The sequence below is a fragment of the Streptomyces sp. NPDC005374 genome (genome assembly GCF_042872225.1).
Taxonomy (GTDB): Bacteria; Actinomycetota; Actinomycetes; order Streptomycetales; family Streptomycetaceae; genus Streptomyces.
This window is the reverse complement of sequence record NZ_JBIAKA010000016.1, coordinates 140,547-157,977: the sequence shown is the minus strand read 5'-3', so window position 1 is coordinate 157,977 and position 17,431 is coordinate 140,547. Positions and strand designations below refer to the sequence as shown.

Sequence of the window (17,431 nt, the reverse complement as noted above, 5' to 3'; positions counted from 1 at the left end):
CTGCGTGCGACCACGGGACCAGGGCAAACGCATATCGCTTGGTACCGGGTGCGGGGACCGCGCCCTTCAGGGGCGCGGGGCTGTATCGATGTGCGGCTCCGCCGCGTGGGCGCGACCAGCCACAGCGAACCCGCACCCGGCACCGAACAAGCACCCCCACGGCGGGTACCCGACACATCATGAGCCCAGACGTAGACCTGACCGCCCAGCCCATCGGCCCCCTCCGCGACCGCCTCCTCGCCCTGGACTCCCGCCTCTTCCACTTCGCGGCCACCCGGAACTGGCCCGCGGCCGAGCCGGTCCTCCCCCGCCTGAGCAGAAGCGCCAACCACGGCGTCCTCTGGTTCGCCACCGCCGCCGCGATGGCCGCGAGCCGCACCCCGCGGGCCCGCAGGGCGGCAGCCAGGGGCCTCGCCTCACTGGCCCTGGCCTCGGCGACCATCAACACCCTCGGCAAGCGCTCGGTACGCCGTACACGCCCCCTCCTGGATCCGGTCCCCCGCGTCCGGCAGCTGAAGCGTCAGCCGATCACCACCTCGTTCCCATCCGGCCACTCCGCGTCCGCCGCCGCCTTCGCTACCGGCGTCGCCCTGGAGTCCCCGGCCTGGGGAGCCGTCGTGGCCCCGGTCGCCTGGTCGGTCGCGCTGTCCCGGGTCTACACGGGTGTGCACTTCCCGAGCGATGTCCTGGCGGGCGCCGCCCTCGGTGCGGGCGCCGCGTTCGCCGTACGGGGCCTGGTGCCGACGCGTGCCCAGATCGTGCCGCCGGCCCGGCCCCGTGCGCAGGTGCCGGCACTGCCGGACGGCGAGGGGCTGATCATGGTCGCGAACACCGCCTCGGGTACCGCCGACCGGGTGCGCGCCCTGCACGACGGGCTGCCGCTGGCCGAGATCGTCGAGTGCGAACCGGCTCTCGTCCGGGCCGAGTTGGAGAAGGCGGCGGCCCGGGCCACGGTGCTCGGCGTGTGCGGCGGCGACGGCACGGTCAACACGGCCGCCGAGATCGCCCTGCGTCACGACGTGCCCCTCGCGGTGCTGCCCGGCGGCACCCTGAACCACTTCGCCCACGACCTCGGCGTGGAGGGGACACGCGATCTGACCCGGGCCGTCCAGCGGGGCGAGGCCGTGCGCGTGGACGCGGGCCGGTTCGTCTGCGGGGACCACGAGGGCGTCTTCGTCAACGCGTGCAGTCTGGGCGTGTACCCGGAGCTGGTGCGTGAGCGGGAGCGCTGGTCGAAGCGGGTCGGCGGCTGGCCGGCCGGGGTCCTCGGGGCGCTGCGCGTCCTGCGGGCCGACCGGCATCCGCTGGAGGCCGGGTTCGGCGGCCGGAGCAGGCCGCTGTGGCTGCTGTTCGTCGGCAACGGCACCTACCACCGGATGGGACTCACCCCCGGCCGCCGCACCGACCTCGCCGACGGCCGGTTCGACGTGCGGGTCGTGCACGGCGGCCGCCGGCCCGCCCTGCGCCTGCTCGCCGCCGTGCTCGCGGGCCCGCTGACCCGGTCCCCCGCCCATGCCGCCGTCCAGGTGGGGCGGCTCCACCTGTCGGGCGTCGCGCCGGGCACGCTCCTCGCCTACGACGGCGAGGTGACCGAGGTGGAGGGCGAGGTGACGCTGGAGAAACTGCCCGAGGGGCTCACGGTGTACCGCCCGCTGCGCGAGAACTGATCAACCGTCAGTCCACATCGCAATACTGGGGTCTCACCATTCGACATGCGGGCGTACGGTTCTGCGTACCGACGGACAAGTCGAGAAGGGGAGCCCGACCATGCCTGAAGCACAGGGAAAACCGCGGGAGACCGCCGTCTACACGCACGGCCACCACGAGTCCGTGCTGCGTTCGCACACCTGGCGTACCGCCGCCAACTCAGCGGCCTACCTGCTTGGTTCGCTGAAGCCCCATATGAAGATCCTCGACATCGGCTGCGGCCCGGGCACCATCACCGCCGACCTCGCCGCACTGGTCCCGGACGGACATGTCACCGCGGTCGACCGGGCGCCGGGCATCCTGGACCAGGCGCGGTCCACGGCCGCCGAGCGCGGTCTGACGAACGTCGACTTCGCGGTCGCGGACGTGCACGCCCTGGACTTCCCCGACAACACCTTCTGCGTGGTCCACGCCCATCAGGTGCTCCAGCACGTCGGTGACCCGGTGCAGGCGCTGCGCGAGATGCAGCGGGTCACCAAGAGGGGCGGGTACATCGCCGTACGCGAGTCGGACTACGCGGCCATGACCTGGTACCCCGCGTCCGAGGGGCTGGACGACTGGCTGGACCTGTACCGCCGGGTGGCGCGGGCCAACGGCGGCGAGCCCGACGCCGGGCGCCGGCTGAAGTCCTGGGCGCTGAGCGCGGGCCTCACCGACATCACGGCGAGCTCAGGCACCTGGACCTACTCCACCGCCGCGGAACGGGAGTGGTGGAGCGGGCTGTGGGCGGACCGCACCCTGGAGTCGGCGTACGCCGAGCGGGCCGTCGAGGGCGGTCACGCCACCGCGGACCAGCTGGCGGCCGTATCGGACGCCTGGCGGGAATGGGGAAAACGGGAGGACGGCTGGTTCTGTGTGCTGCACGGAGAGATTCTGTGCCGAAAGGACGGCTGAATCTCCTTTTCGGGGATACCCGGAAAGGAGGAGGTTCACATCATGATTGCCATTCTGCTGGTCCTGCTTCTGGTGCTGGTTCTTTTCGGCGCCGGATTCGCGGTGAAGATTCTCTGGTGGATCGCACTGGCCGTGCTGGTGCTGTGGCTCTTGGGGTTCCTGATGCGCGGCACGACAGCGGGCGGAGGCAGGGGCCGCTGGTACAGGTGGTGACGACTCCCGGGAACCGGTCCTGACAGGACCGTCCTGACTCATTCCCGGGGAAGCAGCGGTCCCAGCGGCCCGAGGTCCAGATTGAGGTCCTCGGGCCGCAGCCCGTAGCGCTCGCGCAGTTCGGTCATGCGGTCGTCGAGCAGCATCAGGGTGAGCCCGATGCGCTCCTCCTGCTCCTCGTTCAGGTCGCCCTCGTCGAAGCGGCGCAGCGCCTGCCGTTCCATGAGCTGACGCAGCAGCTCCACGACGGTCAGCACGAGCTTGACCAGGTCCCGCTCGACGGTGTCGGGTTCGAGGTCCAGTTTGTTGCGGCGGGCCGTCACAGCAACTCCTCCCAGGGCGAAGGCACTTGGGCGTTGACCGAGCTGATCAGCGCGTTCAGGTCGATGCGCACGAGATCGACGTCGGCGATGCGCAGGGTGATGTCCCCCGTGATGACGACCCCGCCGGCCAGCAGCCGGTCGAGCAGGTCGACCAGGGCCACCTCACGGCGTTCTATGACGGTCACGCCTGTTCCTCCCCCGTTTCCTCCCCGGCGAAGGAATACGCAGCCCAGGGGCCGGTGAGTTCCACCCGCATTCCCGGGACCTCGTCCTTCGTCCGGTCCACCATTTCCACGAATTCCTCGGAATCACCGCGCGGCACGAGATAGGCGGCGTTCAACACGTTCCGCCCGGACGCCCCGGAAAGCGTGGGGTTCTGCGGAGCGTGCAGTCGCGCGTCCTCGGAATACGCGGAAAGCGTCTGGTGCAGCCCGGTCGCGAAGGCCTCCGCCTGCTGCCACAGATCCTCGTGCGAGCGCACCTGCGAGCGCCGGCGCCGCAGATAGTCCCGGCCCGACACCGGCTTGGCCGGTGTCTCCTCCGGCTCGGCAGGCGCCGTCGCAGCCGTTTCGGCGTACACCTTGACGCCCCACTCCACCCGGTCCTTGAGCCGGTCGAGCGTGCGCAGGAAACCGTCCTCGCGTTCCTCGAGCATCACGCGGACCCCGCTGTCGTCGCGGAAGACGGTGCCGAGGCGGAGCGGCAGCGGGGTGGTGACGACGGTGAGCGCGTCGATGACGCTCTGGTGGGCGCGCACCGTCGTGGTCAGCCAGTCCAGGTCCTCCAGATGCTTGCGGAGCGGCTCTTCGGCGAAGTCCCGCTCCGGCACATGGCTGACCACGGCCACCAGTCCGTGGTGGTGCAGCAGTCTGGGCGGGTCACCGGCGACCCCGGCCAGCTGGGCCTGCAACGGGGTGCCGAAGGGACGGCAGACGGCGTAGACGTACCGCAGTCCGGTCATGAGCTCTTCTCCTCCTCGCCACGGGCAGGCTCCAGCTGTTCGAGACGCGCCAGCCGCTCGCGCAACTCGGTGTTCTCCCGGGTGAGTTCGTCACGGCGGGCGCGGGTGGACAACGCGGGGTCGTCCTCCCACCAGTCGATCCCCATCTCCTTGGCCTTGTCGACCGAGGCGACGATCAGCCGCAGTTTGATGGTGAGCAGCTCGATGTCGAGCAGGTTGATGCGGATGTCACCCGCGATCACGATGCCCTTGTCCAGCACGCGCTCCAGGATGTCGGCCAGGTTGGCGCCGCTTCCCTGTCCGTAGGGGTCCGGGAGCCGGCTGGGCATGCTCATCGTCGGCTCCCACCCTCGGCGTACTCGTAGTCCTCTTCTTCCTCGGGCTCTTCCTCGGGCGCCTCTTCGTCGTCAGCGGCCGCCTCGCCCTCGACCTCTTCGTCGGGCTCGGCCTCCTCCTCCGGCTCCTCCTCGTCGTACTCCTCGTACTCGTCCTCGGGCTCGCCCTCTTCCTCCGGCTCCTCCTCGGTCTCGTCCTCGGCGTACGGGCCTTCCTGCTCCTCTTCCTCTTCCTCGGTCTCCTCGGCGCCCTCTGCGCCCTCTTCTTCTTCCTCCGCCACCGCGTCCTCGTGGCTCTTGACGACCTCGCCGTCGCGGATCTCGCCGCGCCAGCCGTCCTCCGCCTCGCCCTTGAGCGTGATGAAGCGGGCGAAGTGCTTGAGGTCGAGCCGGGCCCGGCGGCCCTGGGCGCGCCAGATGTTGCCGGTCTTCTCGAACAGGCCCTTGGGGTAGTACTCGATCACCAGCAGGACCCGGGTGAGGTTGTCGGCGAGGCGGTGGAAGGAGACGACGCCCTTGGTGGTGCCCTTGGCGCCCTCCGACGTCCAGTGGATCCGGTCGTCGGGGATCTGGTCGGTGGTGGTGGCCTTCCAGCTGCGGTTGGACCAGAAGATCTTCATCTGCCAGTCGGTGTGGGTGTCGTCGGCGCGGTTCGCGCTCTTGACGCCCTTCGCGAAGGTGGAGAAGTCCTGCCACTGCGTCCACTGGTCGTAGGCCGTGCGCAGGTCCACGCCCACATCGATGAACTCGATGATCACCGTGGGCTTCTGGCCCGCCCCGCCCTTGCGCTTGCCCTTGCCGCCGCCGATGTTCTTGAAGGCGCCGACGACCTTGTCCTTGGCGTGCGAGAAGCCGAGCTCCACCGCGCTGCGCACGGGGCCCTTGCCCTCGGCGATCTTGCGGCCGCCGTCGAGGGCGAGCTTGGCGAAGCCGGGGCTGTTGCCCTCGGCTATGTCGTTCAGCTTGCCCGTGGTCTCGCCCAGCTTGTGACCGACTCCGACCAGCATCCGCTGGACCTGCGCGGACAGGTAGTCCTGCACCTCGCCCTTGAGCCGGTCGGCGGCCTCGCTGCGGACCACGTCCGTGACCGGGTTCTTCTTCGCCTTGTCGGTCACGTTCTTCGCTGCTCCGAGTGTCTCGGTCATCACTCACCGCCGCCCTTCGGCAGTCGGGTCCTGGCACCGCGGGCGCTGCCCCCGGACGCGGTCGACTTCTTGGCGGCCGACTTCTTCGCGGCGGTCTTCTTGGCCGGGGCGCGCTTGGCGGGCGGCTTGTTCTCGGCCGTCTTCTTCGCCGGCGCCTTCTTGGCGGTCCTCTTCACCGCAGCCGTGCCCTTGCTCTCGGGCCTCCGGCGGCGCGGTTCGGATTCCTCGTCGTCCTCTTCGCCGTCGTCCGCATCGGCGTCGGCGGCCTCGTCCGTCCCGGCGTCCTCCGCCTCCGGGTCGTCGTGCGCGCGGCTCTCGTCGTCCTCGGCGTCCTGGGTCTCTTCGTCCTCGTCCTCGAAGCCCAGGTCCGGCGTCACGCCGGAGAGCTGGTCGCGGACCTGGGCGGTACGACCGTGCAGACGGTCGGCGACGGCGTTGATCTGCCGCTCCACCATCGCGCCGGAGGCCGCCTTGCCGACGCCGCGCAGGTCCTGGCGCAGCGTGTCGCCGATCTCCTTGAACTGCGGGTTCTTCAGCAGTTGCTGGGTCACCAGGTCGGCGATCGCCCGAGGGCTCAGGTTCATCTTCTTGCCGGCGACTATGCCGCCGATGGCGAATGCCAGTTTCAGTTTCTTCGTACGTCCGAGGACGTATCCGGCCCCTACCGCGAGGCCCATTCCCACTCGGTTCATCGTGTCGTCCCGTCGCCAGTCCCCGCGCCACCGCGCAGGCCGATCTCCAACCGGTCGAGGAGTTCGTCCTCCTGTCGGTCGAACTCCTCCTCGTCGATCTCGCCCGCCTCCAGCCGCTCCTCCAGCCGCGCGAGTTCGGCCCGGACGGCCGCCGGGTCGTAGTAGAGGCGCTCCGCCTCGCTCAGCACCTGCCTGATCACCCAGGCGCTGCCGCGTACCGGTGCGAACGGCAGCAGCAGCACCTCTCCTATGAGTCCCACCGCCGCCTCACTCCTCGGCCCCCATGTCGGAGCTGATCCCGGCACCCGCCGGCTCCGGGCCCGGCTCCACGAAGCTGTACGGCGGCAGCGGGCCGTTGATCCGCAGTTCGAGGTGTGCGTGGCTCTTGCGGAGCTGCTCCGCGGTGGCCAGGAAGGTCTCCGCCGAGTCGCGGGGTACCAGGAAGGACACGTTGGCGAGCCAGCCGCTGGACTCGGGGCCCACGCTGACCGCGTCGGCGACGGGTTCCAGGGCGTGCTGCACATCGGCGGCGTCCTCGGCCTCGCGGGCCTTGACCGCGGCCACGACCATCTCGCCGAGCCTGAGCCGCTGCTCGTAAGTGCCGCCGCCCGCCTGCCGGTTGGCCTCGGTGACGGACCGGATCTCCGGGTTGTCGGACATCACCCGGTGCAGCACGGCCTCTTCGTCGTGCGTGGCCTTGATGTTGTACTCGACCCTGCCGTCCAGGGCCCGGAGCCGCTCCTTGTAGTGCTCGGCGCGGTCCTCCAGCACTCCGGTGACGGCACTGTCGTCCGTGGCGACGCTGCCGAAGCGCATGGGCAGCACGACACCGTCGGCGCCCGTCTCGGCCAGGACGTTCTGGTGGGCGAGCAGGTCCCGCCGCTTGGGCCGCAGTCCCTCGGGGGCGTCACTGACGACGGCCGCCAGATCGCCCGCCTTCAGCACCCGCACGGGGAGCGACGGCTCGCCGACGCCCGCCATGCCGTCCGGCAGCGAGGGGTGGGAGGCGGCGGTGATGCCGTAGACGTAGGTGCTCACTCCTGCTCCTCCTTCCTGCGCGTGGCCGTGGCCTTGCGGGCCCGCGGCCTGGACTGCCGCTCGGAGCTCTCGGACTCCTCACGTGACTGCTTGAAGGCGTCGGAGATGGTCTCCGCGGCTCCGGACAGCGCTCCCTTGGACTTGCCGCGCGCGCCGGACTCGGTCATCTCGCCGACGAGGTCGGGCAGACCGGGGTCACGGTGCGGGCCGGCCTCCAGGTCGAGTCGGTTGCAGGCCTCGGCGAAGCGCAGATAGGTGTCGACGCTCGCGACGACGACACGGATGTCTATCTTCAGGATCTCGATACCGACCAGGGAGACCCGTACGAACGCATCGATGACGAGACCCCTGTCGAGGACTAGTTCCAGAACGTCGTAGAGGCCACTGCTGCCGCCTCCGCCACCGCTCTGCTGGGCCGGGACAACGGTCATGTCGACCGCACCTCCTTGTCTGTGCACTGGTGACTGTCTGTGCTGGTGACTTGTCTGTCTGGTGACTTGTCTGTGGACAGGTGAGCAACGGGCGCGTGAGCTGCGGGGGCCTCCTAGCGACGGTGTGCGTCGGCCCGGCCGCGTTCGTAACGGCGAACGCGTCGATAGCCGGTGAGCTGACCCTCGTGGTCGAGTTCGACCCGGTAGCTCGCCATCAGGCTCATCGTGTCGGGCACCCGCGAGAGCTCGAGGACCTCCACCTCCAACGACCAGCCGTCTTCGGTCTGTTCGAAGGAGGAGACGTTCTCGGCGGTCATGCCGGTGAGCTCCGAGAGCTGGGCGCGCGCCTCGCGCAGCACCTCCATCGGCTTGGGCCGCCGCTCGTCAGCCACGTTCTCTTCCGTGTCCTTTTCTTTCCCTCTGGGGGAATTCTGTGAAGTCTGTGCTTCCGGTGAGTTCTTTGTGTTCGACATGGCACCTCTCCCTGCGGGTGGCCGCTCGTCCGTCGGCCAAACCTTCAGGAGGACATCAACGCGTTCAGCCGGCGCCGGGCCGGGCCCAGCGCCCGGCCCTTGGACAGCACTCCGGCCCAGGGATTGGTGCGGGCCTGCTCGACGGCGTCGGCGATGGTCCAGCGGCGCGCGTCCAGGCCCGGATCGTCCAGCTGGGTCCAGGCCATCGGGGTGGCCACCGGCGCGCCGGGTTTCGCGCGGACGGTGAAGGGAGCGACGGCGGTCTGCGCGTAGGCGTTGCGCTGCACGTCGAGGTAGAGACGATCGCCGCGGTCCTTCTTGCGGGCGGCGGTGGTGAGCCGGTCGGGGTGGCCTGCGACCAGGGTGTCGGCGACGTCCTTGGCGAACTCGCGCACCTCGTCGAAGTCGTGCCGGCCGTTGAGGGGCACGATCACATGCAGTCCGCGTGAGCCGGTGGTCATCAGCACCGAGGGCAGTTTCAGCTCGTCGAGCAGTTCCCCGAGCAGCCAGGCCGCCTCCCGTACGGCGCCGAAGTCGTCGTCCCCGACCGGGTCGAGGTCGAAGACCATCCGGTCGGGACGGTTCTCGCTGCCGACGCGGGACAGCCAGCGGTGCAGGGTGAGGGAGGCCTGGTCGGCGAGGTACAGCAGGGTGGCCGTGTCGTCACAGACGGTGTGACATACGGTGCCGCCCTCCTTCGACACCTCGACACGGCTGATCCACTCCGGGTAGCCGTCCGGGGTGTTCTTCTGCATGAACCGGGGGCCGTCGAGGCCGTCCGGATGCCGCTCCAGCATCAGCGGACGGCCCCGCAGCTGCGGCACCATGAACGGCGCGACGGACCGGTAGTAGTCGACGAGATCGCCCTTGGTGTACTCCTTCGCGCCGTCACCGCCGGGGAACAGCACCTTGTCCGGCCGGTGCACCTCGACGGTCCGCCGTCCCGCTCGTACGGTGCGTACGACGTCGCTGCTCACGGGGTGACCGACTGTTCCACCAGCAGCCGGGCGGCGGTCGCGATCGCCTCGGCGTCGATGCCCGCGGCGTGCAGCTGCTCGTCGGGCGAGGCCGAGCCCGGCATCGTACGGACGGCCAGGCGCACCAGACGGGGCACGGGCCGGCCGTCGGAGAACGCGTCCAGGACGGCGTCGCCGAGGCCGCCCTCCTCGTGGTGGTCCTCCACCGTCATGAGGCAGCCGGTGTCCTCGGCGGCCTGCCGGAGGGTGTCGCGGTCCACGGGCTTGACCGAGTACAGGTCGATCACCCGCACCTGGATGTCCTCGCGGTCGAGGGCGTCGGCGGCCTTCAGCGCCTCGTGCACGGTGACGCCCGCCGCGACGACCGTCATCCGGTCGCGGGCCGAGGAGCGCAGCACCTTGCTGCCGCCGATCGGGAACTCCTCCTCGGGTCCGTAGATCACCGGGCTCTCGCCGCGGTTGGTGCGCAGATAGCGGATGCCGTCCAGGTCCGCCATGGCGGCGATCAGGTGGGCGGTCTGGTTGGCGTCGCACGGGTACAGCACGGTCGAGCCGTACACCGACCGCATCATCGCCAGGTCCTCCAGGCCCATCTGGCTGGGCCCGTCCTGCCCGATGGCGACGCCCGCGTGCGAGCCGACGAGGTTGATGCCGGCCCCGCTGATGGAGGCCATGCGCACGAAGTCGTGGGCGCGGGTGAGGAAGGCCGCGAAGGTGGTGGCGTACGGCACCCAGCCGCGCGCGGCGAGTCCGACGGCGGCGGCGACCATCTGCTGCTCGGCGATGTAGCACTCGAAGTAGCGGTCGGGGTGCTCCTTGGCGAAGAGCTCGGTGCGCGTGGAGTCGCCGACCTCGCCGTCGAGGGCGACGATGTCTCCGCGTCCGGTGCCGAGGGCGGTGAGCGCCTGGCCGTACGCGTCGCGCGTGGCGACGCCCTCCTCCTCGGATCCCTTGTCCCACCTGGGCAGTTCGAGGTGTCCGGCGCGTACGGCGTGCAGCATGCGGGCGGCCTGCGGCTCGCGCACCTGGACCCGCAGGTCCCGTACGCCGCCGAGTTCCTCGATCGCGTCGTCGGCGTTCTTCAGCGGCTTCCCGTGCAGGCCCTCGCGGTCCTCGATGTCGGCGACACCCTTGCCCTTGAGGGTGCGGGCGATGATCGCGGTGGGCTGGCCCTTGGTGGACTCGGCCTCGCCGTACGCGCGCTCGATCGCGTCCACGTCGTGTCCGTCGACCTCGACGGTGTGCCAGCCGAAGGCCTGGAAGCGGCGGGCGTAGGCGTCGAGGTCATGGCCGTGCCGGGTGGCGCCGCGCTGGCCGAGCCGGTTGACGTCGACGATCGCGGTGAGGTTGTCCAGGTGCTCGTGACCGGCGTGTTCGGCGGCCTCCCAGATGGAGCCCTCGGCGAGTTCGCTGTCACCGGTGAGGACCCACACCCGGTAGCCGACACGGTCCAGCCGCTTCCCGGACAGCGCGATCCCCACGCCCACGGGCAGCCCCTGGCCCAGCGAGCCGGTCGCGGTCTCGACCCACGGCAGCCGGCGCGGAGTCGGGTGTCCTTCGAGACGGCTGCCGATCTTGCGGAAGGTCAGCAGTTCCTCGTCGTCGACGGCACCGGCCGCCTTGTAGGCGGCGTACAGCAGCGGGGAGGCGTGGCCCTTGGACAGCACGAAGCGGTCGTTGCCGGGGTGCTCGGGGCGGTCGAAGTCGTAGCGGAAGTGGTTCGCGAGAAGTACGGCCATCAGGTCCGCGGCGGACATCGAGGAGGTCGGGTGCCCGGAACCGGCGGAAGCGGAGGCGCGCACGCTGTCCACGCGCAACTGCTGGGCGAGTTCGACGAGTTCACCGGTGTTCATGAGTCTCCTTCCGCGGAATCCGCGTCAGTGTTCTTGACGGCGCCGAGGGATTTCCGCGGCTCACCGCCGGGGTGGTTCTTGGCGGGGTGGGAGCTGGGTCGGTTCTTGGCGGGCTCGGGGGCGGGTTGGTTCTTGGCGGGTTCACCGCCGGGTTGGCTCTTCGCGGGCTCGACGCCGGGCTGCTCCTTCGCCGGTTCGGAGCCGGGCCGGCCCTCGAAGGATTCGGACACCGGCCCGCTCCTCGCCTGTCCACCACCGGGCTCGCTCTTCGCGGGCTGCTTCCCCTGGGCCGCCTCGCGTGCCTTCGCTTCCGCGATCACCGCCTCGCCGGCACTCGCCCCGGCGACCGTCAGCTCCGGCGGATCGCCCTGCTCGGGCGCGGGGTTGCCCGACTTGGCAGGCTCCGCCGGAGGTTTCCCCGGCTCGCGTCCCCCGTCCGCGGGGTTCCCCGACTCGGGCCGCCCGCCCGCGGGATTCCCCGAACCAGCCTGCTCGGCCCCAGGATTCCCCTGATCGGCCTGCTCGGTCGGTCCCGGCCTCGTGTCCCTCGCTGTCGCGGCTCCAGGACCGGAACGGGCGGCGGCCTCCTCGCGCGCTCCCGGTCGCCCCGGGACGCGTGCCAGCTCCGGCGACGCCGACTCCAGTGGTACCGACCAGGACCGTACGAGGCCCAACTGGACCGCCTGGCGCGGGAGTACGGCGTCCAGCAGCCAGTCGGCGGCGACCCGGACGCGGTTGCCGGGCATGGCGGCGAGGTGGTAGCCGCGGGTGACGGCACCGGCGACGGGCCCGGACAGGGGGATGTGCAGCGGGTTGGCGGCGGCCTTGGCGCCACCGAGGTCGACGACGAAGCCCAAGTCCCTGTGCCGGTAGGGCTGTCGCTCACCGTCCCCGAACGAGGCGGCGATGTTGTGCGCCGCCGTCCTCCCGTGCCGCCAGGCGTGCTGCGCGGTCATCGGCGTGAAGCCGCCGGGGTTGTTCAGGTCGGGTACCGCGGCCGCGTCCCCGCAGGCGAACACCTCGGGGCGGCCTGGGAGTTGGAGGTAGGGGTCGACCACGAGCCGTCCGCGTTCCACGGGCTGACCGGTGGACTCGACCAGCGGATCCGGCCGTACCCCGACACACCACACGAGGGTCCGGGTCGCGACGAACTCGCCGTCGCTCAGCAGGACGCCGTCCGACGTGGCCTCCTTGACGGAGGTCCCCGTCCGCACCTCGACACCCCGCTCCCGCAGGGTGCGGTCGGCGGTGGTGGAGAGGTGCTCGTCGAGTTCGGGCAGCACCCAGTCGGCGATGTCGAGGAGCAGCCAGCGCGGCCGTACGCCCTCCTTCAGGGGCTGCCCCCGGACCTGCGCGTCGGTGTAGAGCTGCCCGTGCGCGGCGACCTCGGTGCCGGTGTATCCGGCGCCCACCACCACGAACGTGCTGCGCGCCCGGCACTCGTCGTGATCGTCGGTCGCGGCCGCGAGCTCCATCTGCCGGGTGACATGGTCGCGCAGGTACAGCGCCTCGGGCAGCCCGCGGAAGCCGTGCGCGTGCTCGGCGACCCCGGGGACGGGGAGCAGCTTGTTGACGCTGCCCACGGCCAGCACGAGCCGGTCGTAGGTCAGGGTGCCGCTGTCGCCCTCCGGGCCGGTGTAGTGGACGGTCCGCGCGTCCATGTCGATGCCGTCGGCCTCGCCGAGCACCAGCCGCACCCGGGGCAGGGTGCCGGAGAGGGAGACGGTCACCCGGCGGGGTTCCAGGATCCCGGCGGCGACCTGGGGCAGCAGGGGCAGATACAGAAAGTAGTCGGTCGGGTTGAGCAGGGTGATGTCGGCCTTGCCGCGGGCTTTTCGGGACAGTTCCTTTGCTGTCCGGTACCCGGCGAAGCCGGCACCGACGATCACGATTCGGGGTCGACTCACGGTTCGCCTCCGGGGCTGTCGCGTACCTCGGGAGCCTTCCGCGTCCCCCTGGCCAGGGCGCCCAAACGCCGGTTTCCGCACGGGTCGCCGGGTACTCGGACCGGGCCCACTGCTTATGGAGCCGCCGGAGGTGCCCCCATGCCCGAATACGGCTATTTCCTGTCGTGCGAGGAGTTCGGTCCCGCGGAGCTGGTCGAACAGGCCCGGATGGCCGAACAGGCCGGCTTCCGCTCCCTGTGGATCTCCGACCACTACCACCCGTGGAACGACGCACAGGGCCAGAGCCCCTTCGTGTGGTCGGTGATCGGCGCGCTCTCGGAGGCGGTCTCCCTGCCCATCGAGACGGCCGTGACCTGCCCGACCGTGCGGATGCACCCCGCGGTGGTGGCGCAGGCCGCGGCGACCTCGGCCGTGATGACGAACGGCCGCTTCCGGCTGGGCGTCGGCTCCGGCGAGGCCCTCAACGAGCACGTCCTCGGCCATGTCTGGCCGCCCGCGCACATCCGGCTGGAGATGCTGGAGGAGTCGATCCAGGTGATGCGGCGCCTCTTCACGGGTGAGGAGGTCAACCACCACGGCACGCACTACACGGTGGAGAACGCCCGCCTCTACACGGTTCCCGACCAGCCCGTCCCCATCGACATCTCCGGCTTCGGGCCCGCGGCCACCGCGCTCGCGTCCCGGGTCGGCGACGGCTACATCACGATGATGCCGGAGGCGCCGATGGTCGAGCAGTTCCGCAAGGGCGGCGGGGCCGGGAAGCCGGTGAGCGGCGGGACGAAGGTCTGCTATGGCACGGACCGCGAGGAATGCGTCCGTACGGTCCGCAAGCTGTGGTTCAACCAGTTCCTGCCCGGCGAGATGGCCCAGATCCTGCCCTCCCCCAGCCACTTCGAGCAGTTGGAACCGCTGGTCACCGAGGAGATGGTGACCGAGAAGTCGGTGTGCGGGGACGACGTCGACGAGCATGTCTCCGCGCTGAGCGCCTTCGCCGACGCAGGCTTCGACCGTGTCTACGTCAACCAGATCGGCCCGGACCAGCGCGGCTTCTTCGACTTCTACCGTACGAAGGTGCTGCCCCAGCTCCAGCAGGGGTGAACGGTAAAACTCCGCGCAGAGGGCCGACGGGGATTCTCGCGTCCCGTCGGCCCTCTGCGCGACCCGCCTGCTGTGCGTTCAGCCCCGGCCCCGGAGTCCGGCGGTCACCGCGGCGCCCAGCCCGCCGGCGGCCATCAGGCCCATGCCCAGCCGGTTGCGGTTGCGGGAGAACCAGTCCTGCCAACTCCTGCTCTGCGCCTCGGAGTCGAAGCGCCCGTGAGCCCCGAAGTCCCGTCCGTGCGGGCCGTCCAGCGGGGCCCACAGGTTCCCCGGCCCGTCGTGCGCGCCCTCGTCCTGCTGGGCCTCGAAGTTGGTCCGGGCCAGATAGCGGTCCAGCACACCGGGAACCACCGCGTTGGCGATCAGCGTGGCGGCCGTGGAGCCGCCGACCCAGTACTCCCGCCGCCGCCCGTGGGACGCCGCGTGCACGACCGCCCGAGCGGCGACCTCCGGCTGGTACACCGGCGCCACCGGCCGTGCCCGCCCCGGCATCCGGTTCAACACCCAGTCGAACTGCGGGGTGTTGAGGCCCGGAAGCTGCACCATCGTGGTGCGGACACCGGTGCCCGAGTGCAGCAGCTCGCACCGCAGGGACTCGTTGAACCCCTGGATGGCGTGCTTGGCCCCGCAGTACGCCGACTGGAGGGGAATCCCCCGGTAGGCCAGCGCGGATCCCACCTGCACGACGGTCCCCCGGTCCCGCGGCAGCATGTGCCGCAGCGCCGCCCGAGTGCCGAACACGTAGCCCAGATACGTCACTTCGGTCACCCGCCGGAACTCGTCCGGGGTGATCTCGGTGAACGGGGCGAAGACCCCGGTGAAGGCGTTGTTGACCCAGACGTCGATGTGCCCGAAGGCGTCGACGACCTGTTGGGCCGCGTCCTCGACGGCCTTCGCGTCGGCCATGTCGACGCTCACGACGAGGGCCTCGCCGCCGGCCCGCCGCACATCGTCGGCGGCCGCCGCGAGGCCCTCGGATCCCCGGGCCAGCAGGGCGACCCGGGCGCCCCGCTCGGCGAAGGCCCGGGCCGTGGCCCGCCCCACGCCGCCGCTGGCCCCCGTCACCACCACGACCCTGCCGGGCCTCACAGGTGGTTCCCTGCCTGTGTCGTGCACCATGCGTCACGCTCGGTGATGCGGCTGCTCGGGGTCGTTGAGGTCCTGTGTCGGCGCCGCACCGGGCGCCGGTGTGGCGGGGGCGACCGGCGGCATGGGCGGATACTGCGCGGCCGCGGGCGCCGTACCCTCGCCGACGCCGTCGCGCCCGGCCGTGGGCCGGTGCGCGGAGGGCCTGGCCGCGCCGCGCAGCGCGTAGGCGACGGCGCCCAGAATCGCGGCGGTGATCAGTGCGGCGGCCCAGTCGGGCAGCCCGAGGGCGAGTGCGAGGCCCACGGCCAGTGCCACGGCCGCGCCCGCGTACAGGGCGACGGCGCCGGACGCGGCGTACAGCATGGCCGTACGGCGTTGCTTGCGCGTCTGCTCGCGCAGCTCCTCCCGTACGGTCTCGCGCGCCACCTGCGCCAGCTCGTCGACCAGATGCTTGTCCAGATGCTCCAGGTGATCCAAGCGGTCCATGCCCGCCGGGTACCCGCACGCCTGTACGCGTAACGCCCGGGTCGGGAGGATCGCGTGAAACGATCTCCTCGTCCCGGCCGCCCGAACTAGGCTCGTCGGCATGGAGATTCTGGGAACCACGCTGCGCGTCTGCGTCGACGACCTGGACAGCGCGGTCGTCTTCTACGAACGACTGGCGGGCGCCAAGGCCCTCCGTTTCGAGCGCGCCGGCGTCCAAGTGGCCGCGGTGGGCTGCTTCCTGCTGATGAGCGGGCCCGAGGCGGAGCTGGAGGTGCTGCGCAAGGTCGCGGCGACCATCGCGGTGAAGGACGTCGACGAGGCCCGTCGGGTGCTGGGCGAGCTGGGCGCGCACATCGTCGCGGGCCCGGTGGCGACACCGGCGGGCCGCAATCTGATCGTGATGCATCCGGACGGTGTGGTGTACGAGTACGTGGACCGCAACGTCCCCCAGGGCCCCTAGGTCGGAGGGGCTTCCAGCACGGCGATATTCCGCATGCCGGGCATGCTCTCCGCCGTACAGTCGGCCCTCCACGACAACGCGAGGGAGCGACAGTGAGTGAGCAGCACACCTACCGGGTGATCGTCCGCGGCACCTGGGACGGACTCACCGAGGAGGCCCGTGCCCGACTGCTCGCCGAGGCGTCGGAGCACGGCATGACGAGCATGCGGTTCACCGAGGAGGGCTCGCTGTCGTACGAGCCCGCGCCGCTGAAGCGCTTCTCCCTGCGGTACGTGGTGGTGTCGGACGCGGCGGACGGCGAGGAGATGGCGGCCGCGATCGCGGAGGACCGCGCCGAGAGCGCGCTGCGCGACCTCGGTCACGGCTTCCGCGAGCTGAAGTCGACGGTCACGGACCTCGACACGATGAAGATCAACCGGAAGTCCGCATCTCGGCGGTGATCGCCCAGCGCTCGTGGTCCCGCCACTCCCCGTCGACGTAGATCATCTTCGGGGAGAAACCCTCCAGCCGGAAACCGCACCTACGGGCGAGCGCGATGGAGGCGGTGTTCCGGGGCTGGGCGTTGATCTCCAGACGGTGCAGCCGCATCGGGCCGAAGGCGTGCCCGACCACGAGGTCCAGCCCCTCACGCATCAGCCCGCGTCCGGCGGCGTGCGCGAAGGCGCCGTAGCCGAGGGCCCCGCACTGGAAGCCGCCCTCGACGATGTTGTTGATGTTGATGAACCCGGCGATGGCCCCGTCACCCCGCTCACCGTCCTTCTCGCAGACCAGGAACCCCCTCTTGGTCCGGTCCTCGATCAGCCGGCCCGCGTAGGCGGTGTACGCGTCGACGCTGTCCGGCGGGAACAGCCAGGGCTGGTGCAGGTCCTTGCTCTCGCGGGCCCGGGCGGTGAACTCGGCGCCGTCCTCGTGGGTGAAGTGGCGTATGCCCACGCGGGGGCCCTCGGCGAGATAGCGGGAAGTGGTCTTCGGCATCCCGCCACCCTACGGTCCGCCAGGGTCCCTCCCGCGGATCGGGCAGCCTGCCTCAGCTGCGCCGTTTCATGAAGTACGCCCCGCACAGGGCACCGATCAGGCCGGTGGCGAGCAGCGCCGTCCACAGCGGCATGGTCACCTCGGGGATCAGCAGCCTGATCTTCGTCTCCCGGGTGTTCTCGAAGATGAAGATCAGGGCGAGGACGGCGAGCAGCAGGACGATCACCCTGGCCGGTGTCACCGCCCCGCCCCTGCCTTTGGTCGTGCCGCGCTCGGAGGTCTTCGGGCTCATGCGACCAGGGTGCGCCCGAAGTCCCCGTCACGCACGGTGAGCGCCGCCCTCCGGGTGACTCCCGGCAGGCGGGGCCGACCGC

General features: G+C 70.9%; 23 protein-coding genes. 6 read left to right on the top strand and 17 right to left on the bottom strand.

Going from position 1 to position 17,431, the window contains the following annotated elements:
* The first annotated feature begins 179 nt into the window (after window positions 1-179).
* From ACFYRX_RS34550 to ACFYRX_RS34540, 3 genes are all read left to right on the top strand, one after another.
* A complete protein-coding gene (locus tag ACFYRX_RS34550; RefSeq protein WP_389108494.1) occupies window positions 180-1,667 on the top strand; it encodes a bifunctional phosphatase PAP2/diacylglycerol kinase family protein in 1,488 nt (495 codons plus the stop codon).
* A 100-nt stretch (window positions 1,668-1,767) separates the two neighbouring features.
* Window positions 1,768-2,601: a class I SAM-dependent methyltransferase gene (locus ACFYRX_RS34545; RefSeq protein WP_389108491.1), complete on the top strand. Its 834-nt coding sequence runs from the start codon at window positions 1,768-1,770 to the stop codon at window positions 2,599-2,601.
* Window positions 2,602-2,643: 42 nt separating this feature from the next.
* A complete protein-coding gene (locus ACFYRX_RS34540) occupies window positions 2,644-2,814 on the top strand; it encodes a hydrophobic protein (protein WP_389108488.1) in 171 nt (56 codons plus the stop codon).
* Between the two features lie 38 nt (window positions 2,815-2,852).
* Here ACFYRX_RS34540 and ACFYRX_RS34535 read toward each other — a convergent pair whose 3' ends face one another.
* From ACFYRX_RS34535 to ACFYRX_RS34475, 13 genes are all read right to left on the bottom strand, one after another.
* Window positions 2,853-3,137 carry a gas vesicle protein K gene (locus ACFYRX_RS34535; RefSeq protein ID WP_389108486.1) on the bottom strand — a complete coding sequence of 95 codons (285 nt, stop codon included), beginning with the start codon at window positions 3,135-3,137 and terminating at the stop codon, window positions 2,853-2,855.
* Window positions 3,134-3,322, bottom strand: coding sequence for a gas vesicle protein (locus tag ACFYRX_RS34530; RefSeq protein WP_007385868.1), 189 nt, complete (start codon window positions 3,320-3,322; stop codon window positions 3,134-3,136). The genes ACFYRX_RS34535 and ACFYRX_RS34530 overlap by 4 nt, the downstream gene beginning before the upstream one ends.
* Entirely contained in the window at window positions 3,319-4,098 is a 780-nt protein-coding gene (locus tag ACFYRX_RS34525) for a GvpL/GvpF family gas vesicle protein (RefSeq protein ID WP_389108484.1), read from the bottom strand. Before ACFYRX_RS34525 ends, ACFYRX_RS34530 begins: the two co-directional genes overlap by 4 nt.
* On the bottom strand, window positions 4,095-4,433 hold the full coding sequence (locus tag ACFYRX_RS34520) for a gas vesicle protein (protein WP_389108481.1): 339 nt from the start codon (window positions 4,431-4,433) through the stop codon (window positions 4,095-4,097). The genes ACFYRX_RS34525 and ACFYRX_RS34520 overlap by 4 nt, the downstream gene beginning before the upstream one ends.
* The gene (locus ACFYRX_RS34515; protein ID WP_389108478.1) at window positions 4,430-5,578 is read right to left on the bottom strand and encodes an SRPBCC family protein; all 1,149 of its coding nucleotides are present in this window, start codon (window positions 5,576-5,578) and stop codon (window positions 4,430-4,432) included. Before ACFYRX_RS34515 ends, ACFYRX_RS34520 begins: the two co-directional genes overlap by 4 nt.
* Entirely contained in the window at window positions 5,578-6,270 is a 693-nt protein-coding gene (locus ACFYRX_RS34510) for a DNA primase (RefSeq protein ID WP_389108475.1), read from the bottom strand. The genes ACFYRX_RS34515 and ACFYRX_RS34510 overlap by 1 nt, the downstream gene beginning before the upstream one ends.
* Window positions 6,267-6,530 carry a gas vesicle protein GvpG gene (locus ACFYRX_RS34505; protein ID WP_389108472.1) on the bottom strand — a complete coding sequence of 88 codons (264 nt, stop codon included), beginning with the start codon at window positions 6,528-6,530 and terminating at the stop codon, window positions 6,267-6,269. Before ACFYRX_RS34505 ends, ACFYRX_RS34510 begins: the two co-directional genes overlap by 4 nt.
* 7 nt (window positions 6,531-6,537) lie before the next feature.
* Window positions 6,538-7,308 carry a GvpL/GvpF family gas vesicle protein gene (locus ACFYRX_RS34500; protein WP_389108469.1) on the bottom strand — a complete coding sequence of 257 codons (771 nt, stop codon included), beginning with the start codon at window positions 7,306-7,308 and terminating at the stop codon, window positions 6,538-6,540.
* A complete protein-coding gene (locus ACFYRX_RS34495) occupies window positions 7,305-7,739 on the bottom strand; it encodes a gas vesicle structural protein GvpA (protein WP_328751631.1) in 435 nt (144 codons plus the stop codon). Before ACFYRX_RS34495 ends, ACFYRX_RS34500 begins: the two co-directional genes overlap by 4 nt.
* Before the next feature lie 113 nt (window positions 7,740-7,852).
* Entirely contained in the window at window positions 7,853-8,212 is a 360-nt protein-coding gene (locus tag ACFYRX_RS34490) for a gas vesicle protein (RefSeq protein ID WP_389108466.1), read from the bottom strand.
* 44 nt (window positions 8,213-8,256) lie between these two features.
* A complete protein-coding gene (ligD, locus tag ACFYRX_RS34485; protein ID WP_389108463.1) occupies window positions 8,257-9,189 on the bottom strand; it encodes a non-homologous end-joining DNA ligase in 933 nt (310 codons plus the stop codon).
* Window positions 9,186-11,042: a transketolase gene (locus tag ACFYRX_RS34480; RefSeq protein ID WP_389108460.1), complete on the bottom strand. Its 1,857-nt coding sequence runs from the start codon at window positions 11,040-11,042 to the stop codon at window positions 9,186-9,188. Before ACFYRX_RS34480 ends, ligD begins: the two co-directional genes overlap by 4 nt.
* A complete protein-coding gene (locus tag ACFYRX_RS34475; protein ID WP_389108457.1) occupies window positions 11,039-12,949 on the bottom strand; it encodes an FAD-dependent oxidoreductase in 1,911 nt (636 codons plus the stop codon). Before ACFYRX_RS34475 ends, ACFYRX_RS34480 begins: the two co-directional genes overlap by 4 nt.
* 138 nt (window positions 12,950-13,087) lie before the next feature.
* On the opposite strand from ACFYRX_RS34475, the gene ACFYRX_RS34470 reads away from it, so the two are divergent.
* Window positions 13,088-14,047, top strand: a complete 960-nt coding sequence (locus ACFYRX_RS34470; RefSeq protein ID WP_389108454.1) for an LLM class F420-dependent oxidoreductase — start codon at window positions 13,088-13,090, stop codon at window positions 14,045-14,047.
* Window positions 14,048-14,125: 78 nt separating this feature from the next.
* On the opposite strand, the gene ACFYRX_RS34465 is transcribed toward ACFYRX_RS34470, so the two are convergent.
* Window positions 14,126-15,136, bottom strand: coding sequence for an SDR family oxidoreductase (locus ACFYRX_RS34465; RefSeq protein ID WP_389108452.1), 1,011 nt, complete (start codon window positions 15,134-15,136; stop codon window positions 14,126-14,128).
* Window positions 15,137-15,169: 33 nt separating this feature from the next.
* A complete protein-coding gene (locus tag ACFYRX_RS34460) occupies window positions 15,170-15,622 on the bottom strand; it encodes a phage holin family protein (RefSeq protein WP_389108450.1) in 453 nt (150 codons plus the stop codon).
* A gap of 100 nt (window positions 15,623-15,722) precedes the next feature.
* On the opposite strand from ACFYRX_RS34460, the gene ACFYRX_RS34455 reads away from it, so the two are divergent.
* Together ACFYRX_RS34455 and ACFYRX_RS34450 are read left to right on the top strand one after the other, a co-directional pair.
* Window positions 15,723-16,082 (top strand): VOC family protein, encoded by a 360-nt coding sequence (locus tag ACFYRX_RS34455; RefSeq protein ID WP_389108447.1) that lies wholly within the window; start codon window positions 15,723-15,725, stop codon window positions 16,080-16,082.
* Window positions 16,083-16,174: 92 nt separating this feature from the next.
* Complete coding sequence (locus tag ACFYRX_RS34450; protein WP_389108445.1) at window positions 16,175-16,522, top strand: DUF6204 family protein; 348 nt, start codon at window positions 16,175-16,177, stop codon at window positions 16,520-16,522.
* On the opposite strand, the gene ACFYRX_RS34445 is transcribed toward ACFYRX_RS34450, so the two are convergent.
* Both ACFYRX_RS34445 and ACFYRX_RS34440 read right to left on the bottom strand, forming a co-directional pair.
* Window positions 16,494-17,057, bottom strand: a complete 564-nt coding sequence (locus ACFYRX_RS34445) for a GNAT family N-acetyltransferase (RefSeq protein WP_389108442.1) — start codon at window positions 17,055-17,057, stop codon at window positions 16,494-16,496. The two genes, ACFYRX_RS34450 and ACFYRX_RS34445, sit on opposite strands and share 29 nt — an antisense overlap.
* A 52-nt stretch (window positions 17,058-17,109) precedes the next feature.
* Window positions 17,110-17,349, bottom strand: coding sequence for a LapA family protein (locus tag ACFYRX_RS34440; RefSeq protein WP_389108439.1), 240 nt, complete (start codon window positions 17,347-17,349; stop codon window positions 17,110-17,112).
* Between the last annotated feature and the right edge of the window lie 82 nt (window positions 17,350-17,431).

Excerpts from the sequence above, each read along its gene's own strand:
- ACFYRX_RS34550 (WP_389108494.1), top strand. The coding sequence starts at position 180 with ATGAGCCCAGACGTAGACCTGACCGCCCAGCCCATCGGCCCCCTCCGC.
- ACFYRX_RS34545 (WP_389108491.1), top strand. The coding sequence starts at position 1,768 with ATGCCTGAAGCACAGGGAAAACCGCGGGAGACCGCCGTCTACACGCAC.
- ACFYRX_RS34540 (WP_389108488.1), top strand. The coding sequence starts at position 2,644 with ATGATTGCCATTCTGCTGGTCCTGCTTCTGGTGCTGGTTCTTTTCGGC.
- ACFYRX_RS34525 (WP_389108484.1), bottom strand. The coding sequence starts at position 4,098 with ATGACCGGACTGCGGTACGTCTACGCCGTCTGCCGTCCCTTCGGCACC.
- ACFYRX_RS34520 (WP_389108481.1), bottom strand. The coding sequence starts at position 4,433 with ATGAGCATGCCCAGCCGGCTCCCGGACCCCTACGGACAGGGAAGCGGC.
- ACFYRX_RS34515 (WP_389108478.1), bottom strand. The coding sequence starts at position 5,578 with ATGACCGAGACACTCGGAGCAGCGAAGAACGTGACCGACAAGGCGAAG.
- ACFYRX_RS34510 (WP_389108475.1), bottom strand. The coding sequence starts at position 6,270 with ATGAACCGAGTGGGAATGGGCCTCGCGGTAGGGGCCGGATACGTCCTC.
- ACFYRX_RS34495 (WP_328751631.1), bottom strand. The coding sequence starts at position 7,739 with ATGACCGTTGTCCCGGCCCAGCAGAGCGGTGGCGGAGGCGGCAGCAGT.
- ACFYRX_RS34490 (WP_389108466.1), bottom strand. The coding sequence starts at position 8,212 with ATGTCGAACACAAAGAACTCACCGGAAGCACAGACTTCACAGAATTCC.
- ACFYRX_RS34480 (WP_389108460.1), bottom strand. The coding sequence starts at position 11,042 with ATGAACACCGGTGAACTCGTCGAACTCGCCCAGCAGTTGCGCGTGGAC.
- ACFYRX_RS34470 (WP_389108454.1), top strand. The coding sequence starts at position 13,088 with ATGCCCGAATACGGCTATTTCCTGTCGTGCGAGGAGTTCGGTCCCGCG.
- ACFYRX_RS34460 (WP_389108450.1), bottom strand. The coding sequence starts at position 15,622 with ATGGACCGCTTGGATCACCTGGAGCATCTGGACAAGCATCTGGTCGAC.
- ACFYRX_RS34455 (WP_389108447.1), top strand. The coding sequence starts at position 15,723 with ATGGAGATTCTGGGAACCACGCTGCGCGTCTGCGTCGACGACCTGGAC.
- ACFYRX_RS34445 (WP_389108442.1), bottom strand. The coding sequence starts at position 17,057 with ATGCCGAAGACCACTTCCCGCTATCTCGCCGAGGGCCCCCGCGTGGGC.
- ACFYRX_RS34440 (WP_389108439.1), bottom strand. The coding sequence starts at position 17,349 with ATGAGCCCGAAGACCTCCGAGCGCGGCACGACCAAAGGCAGGGGCGGG.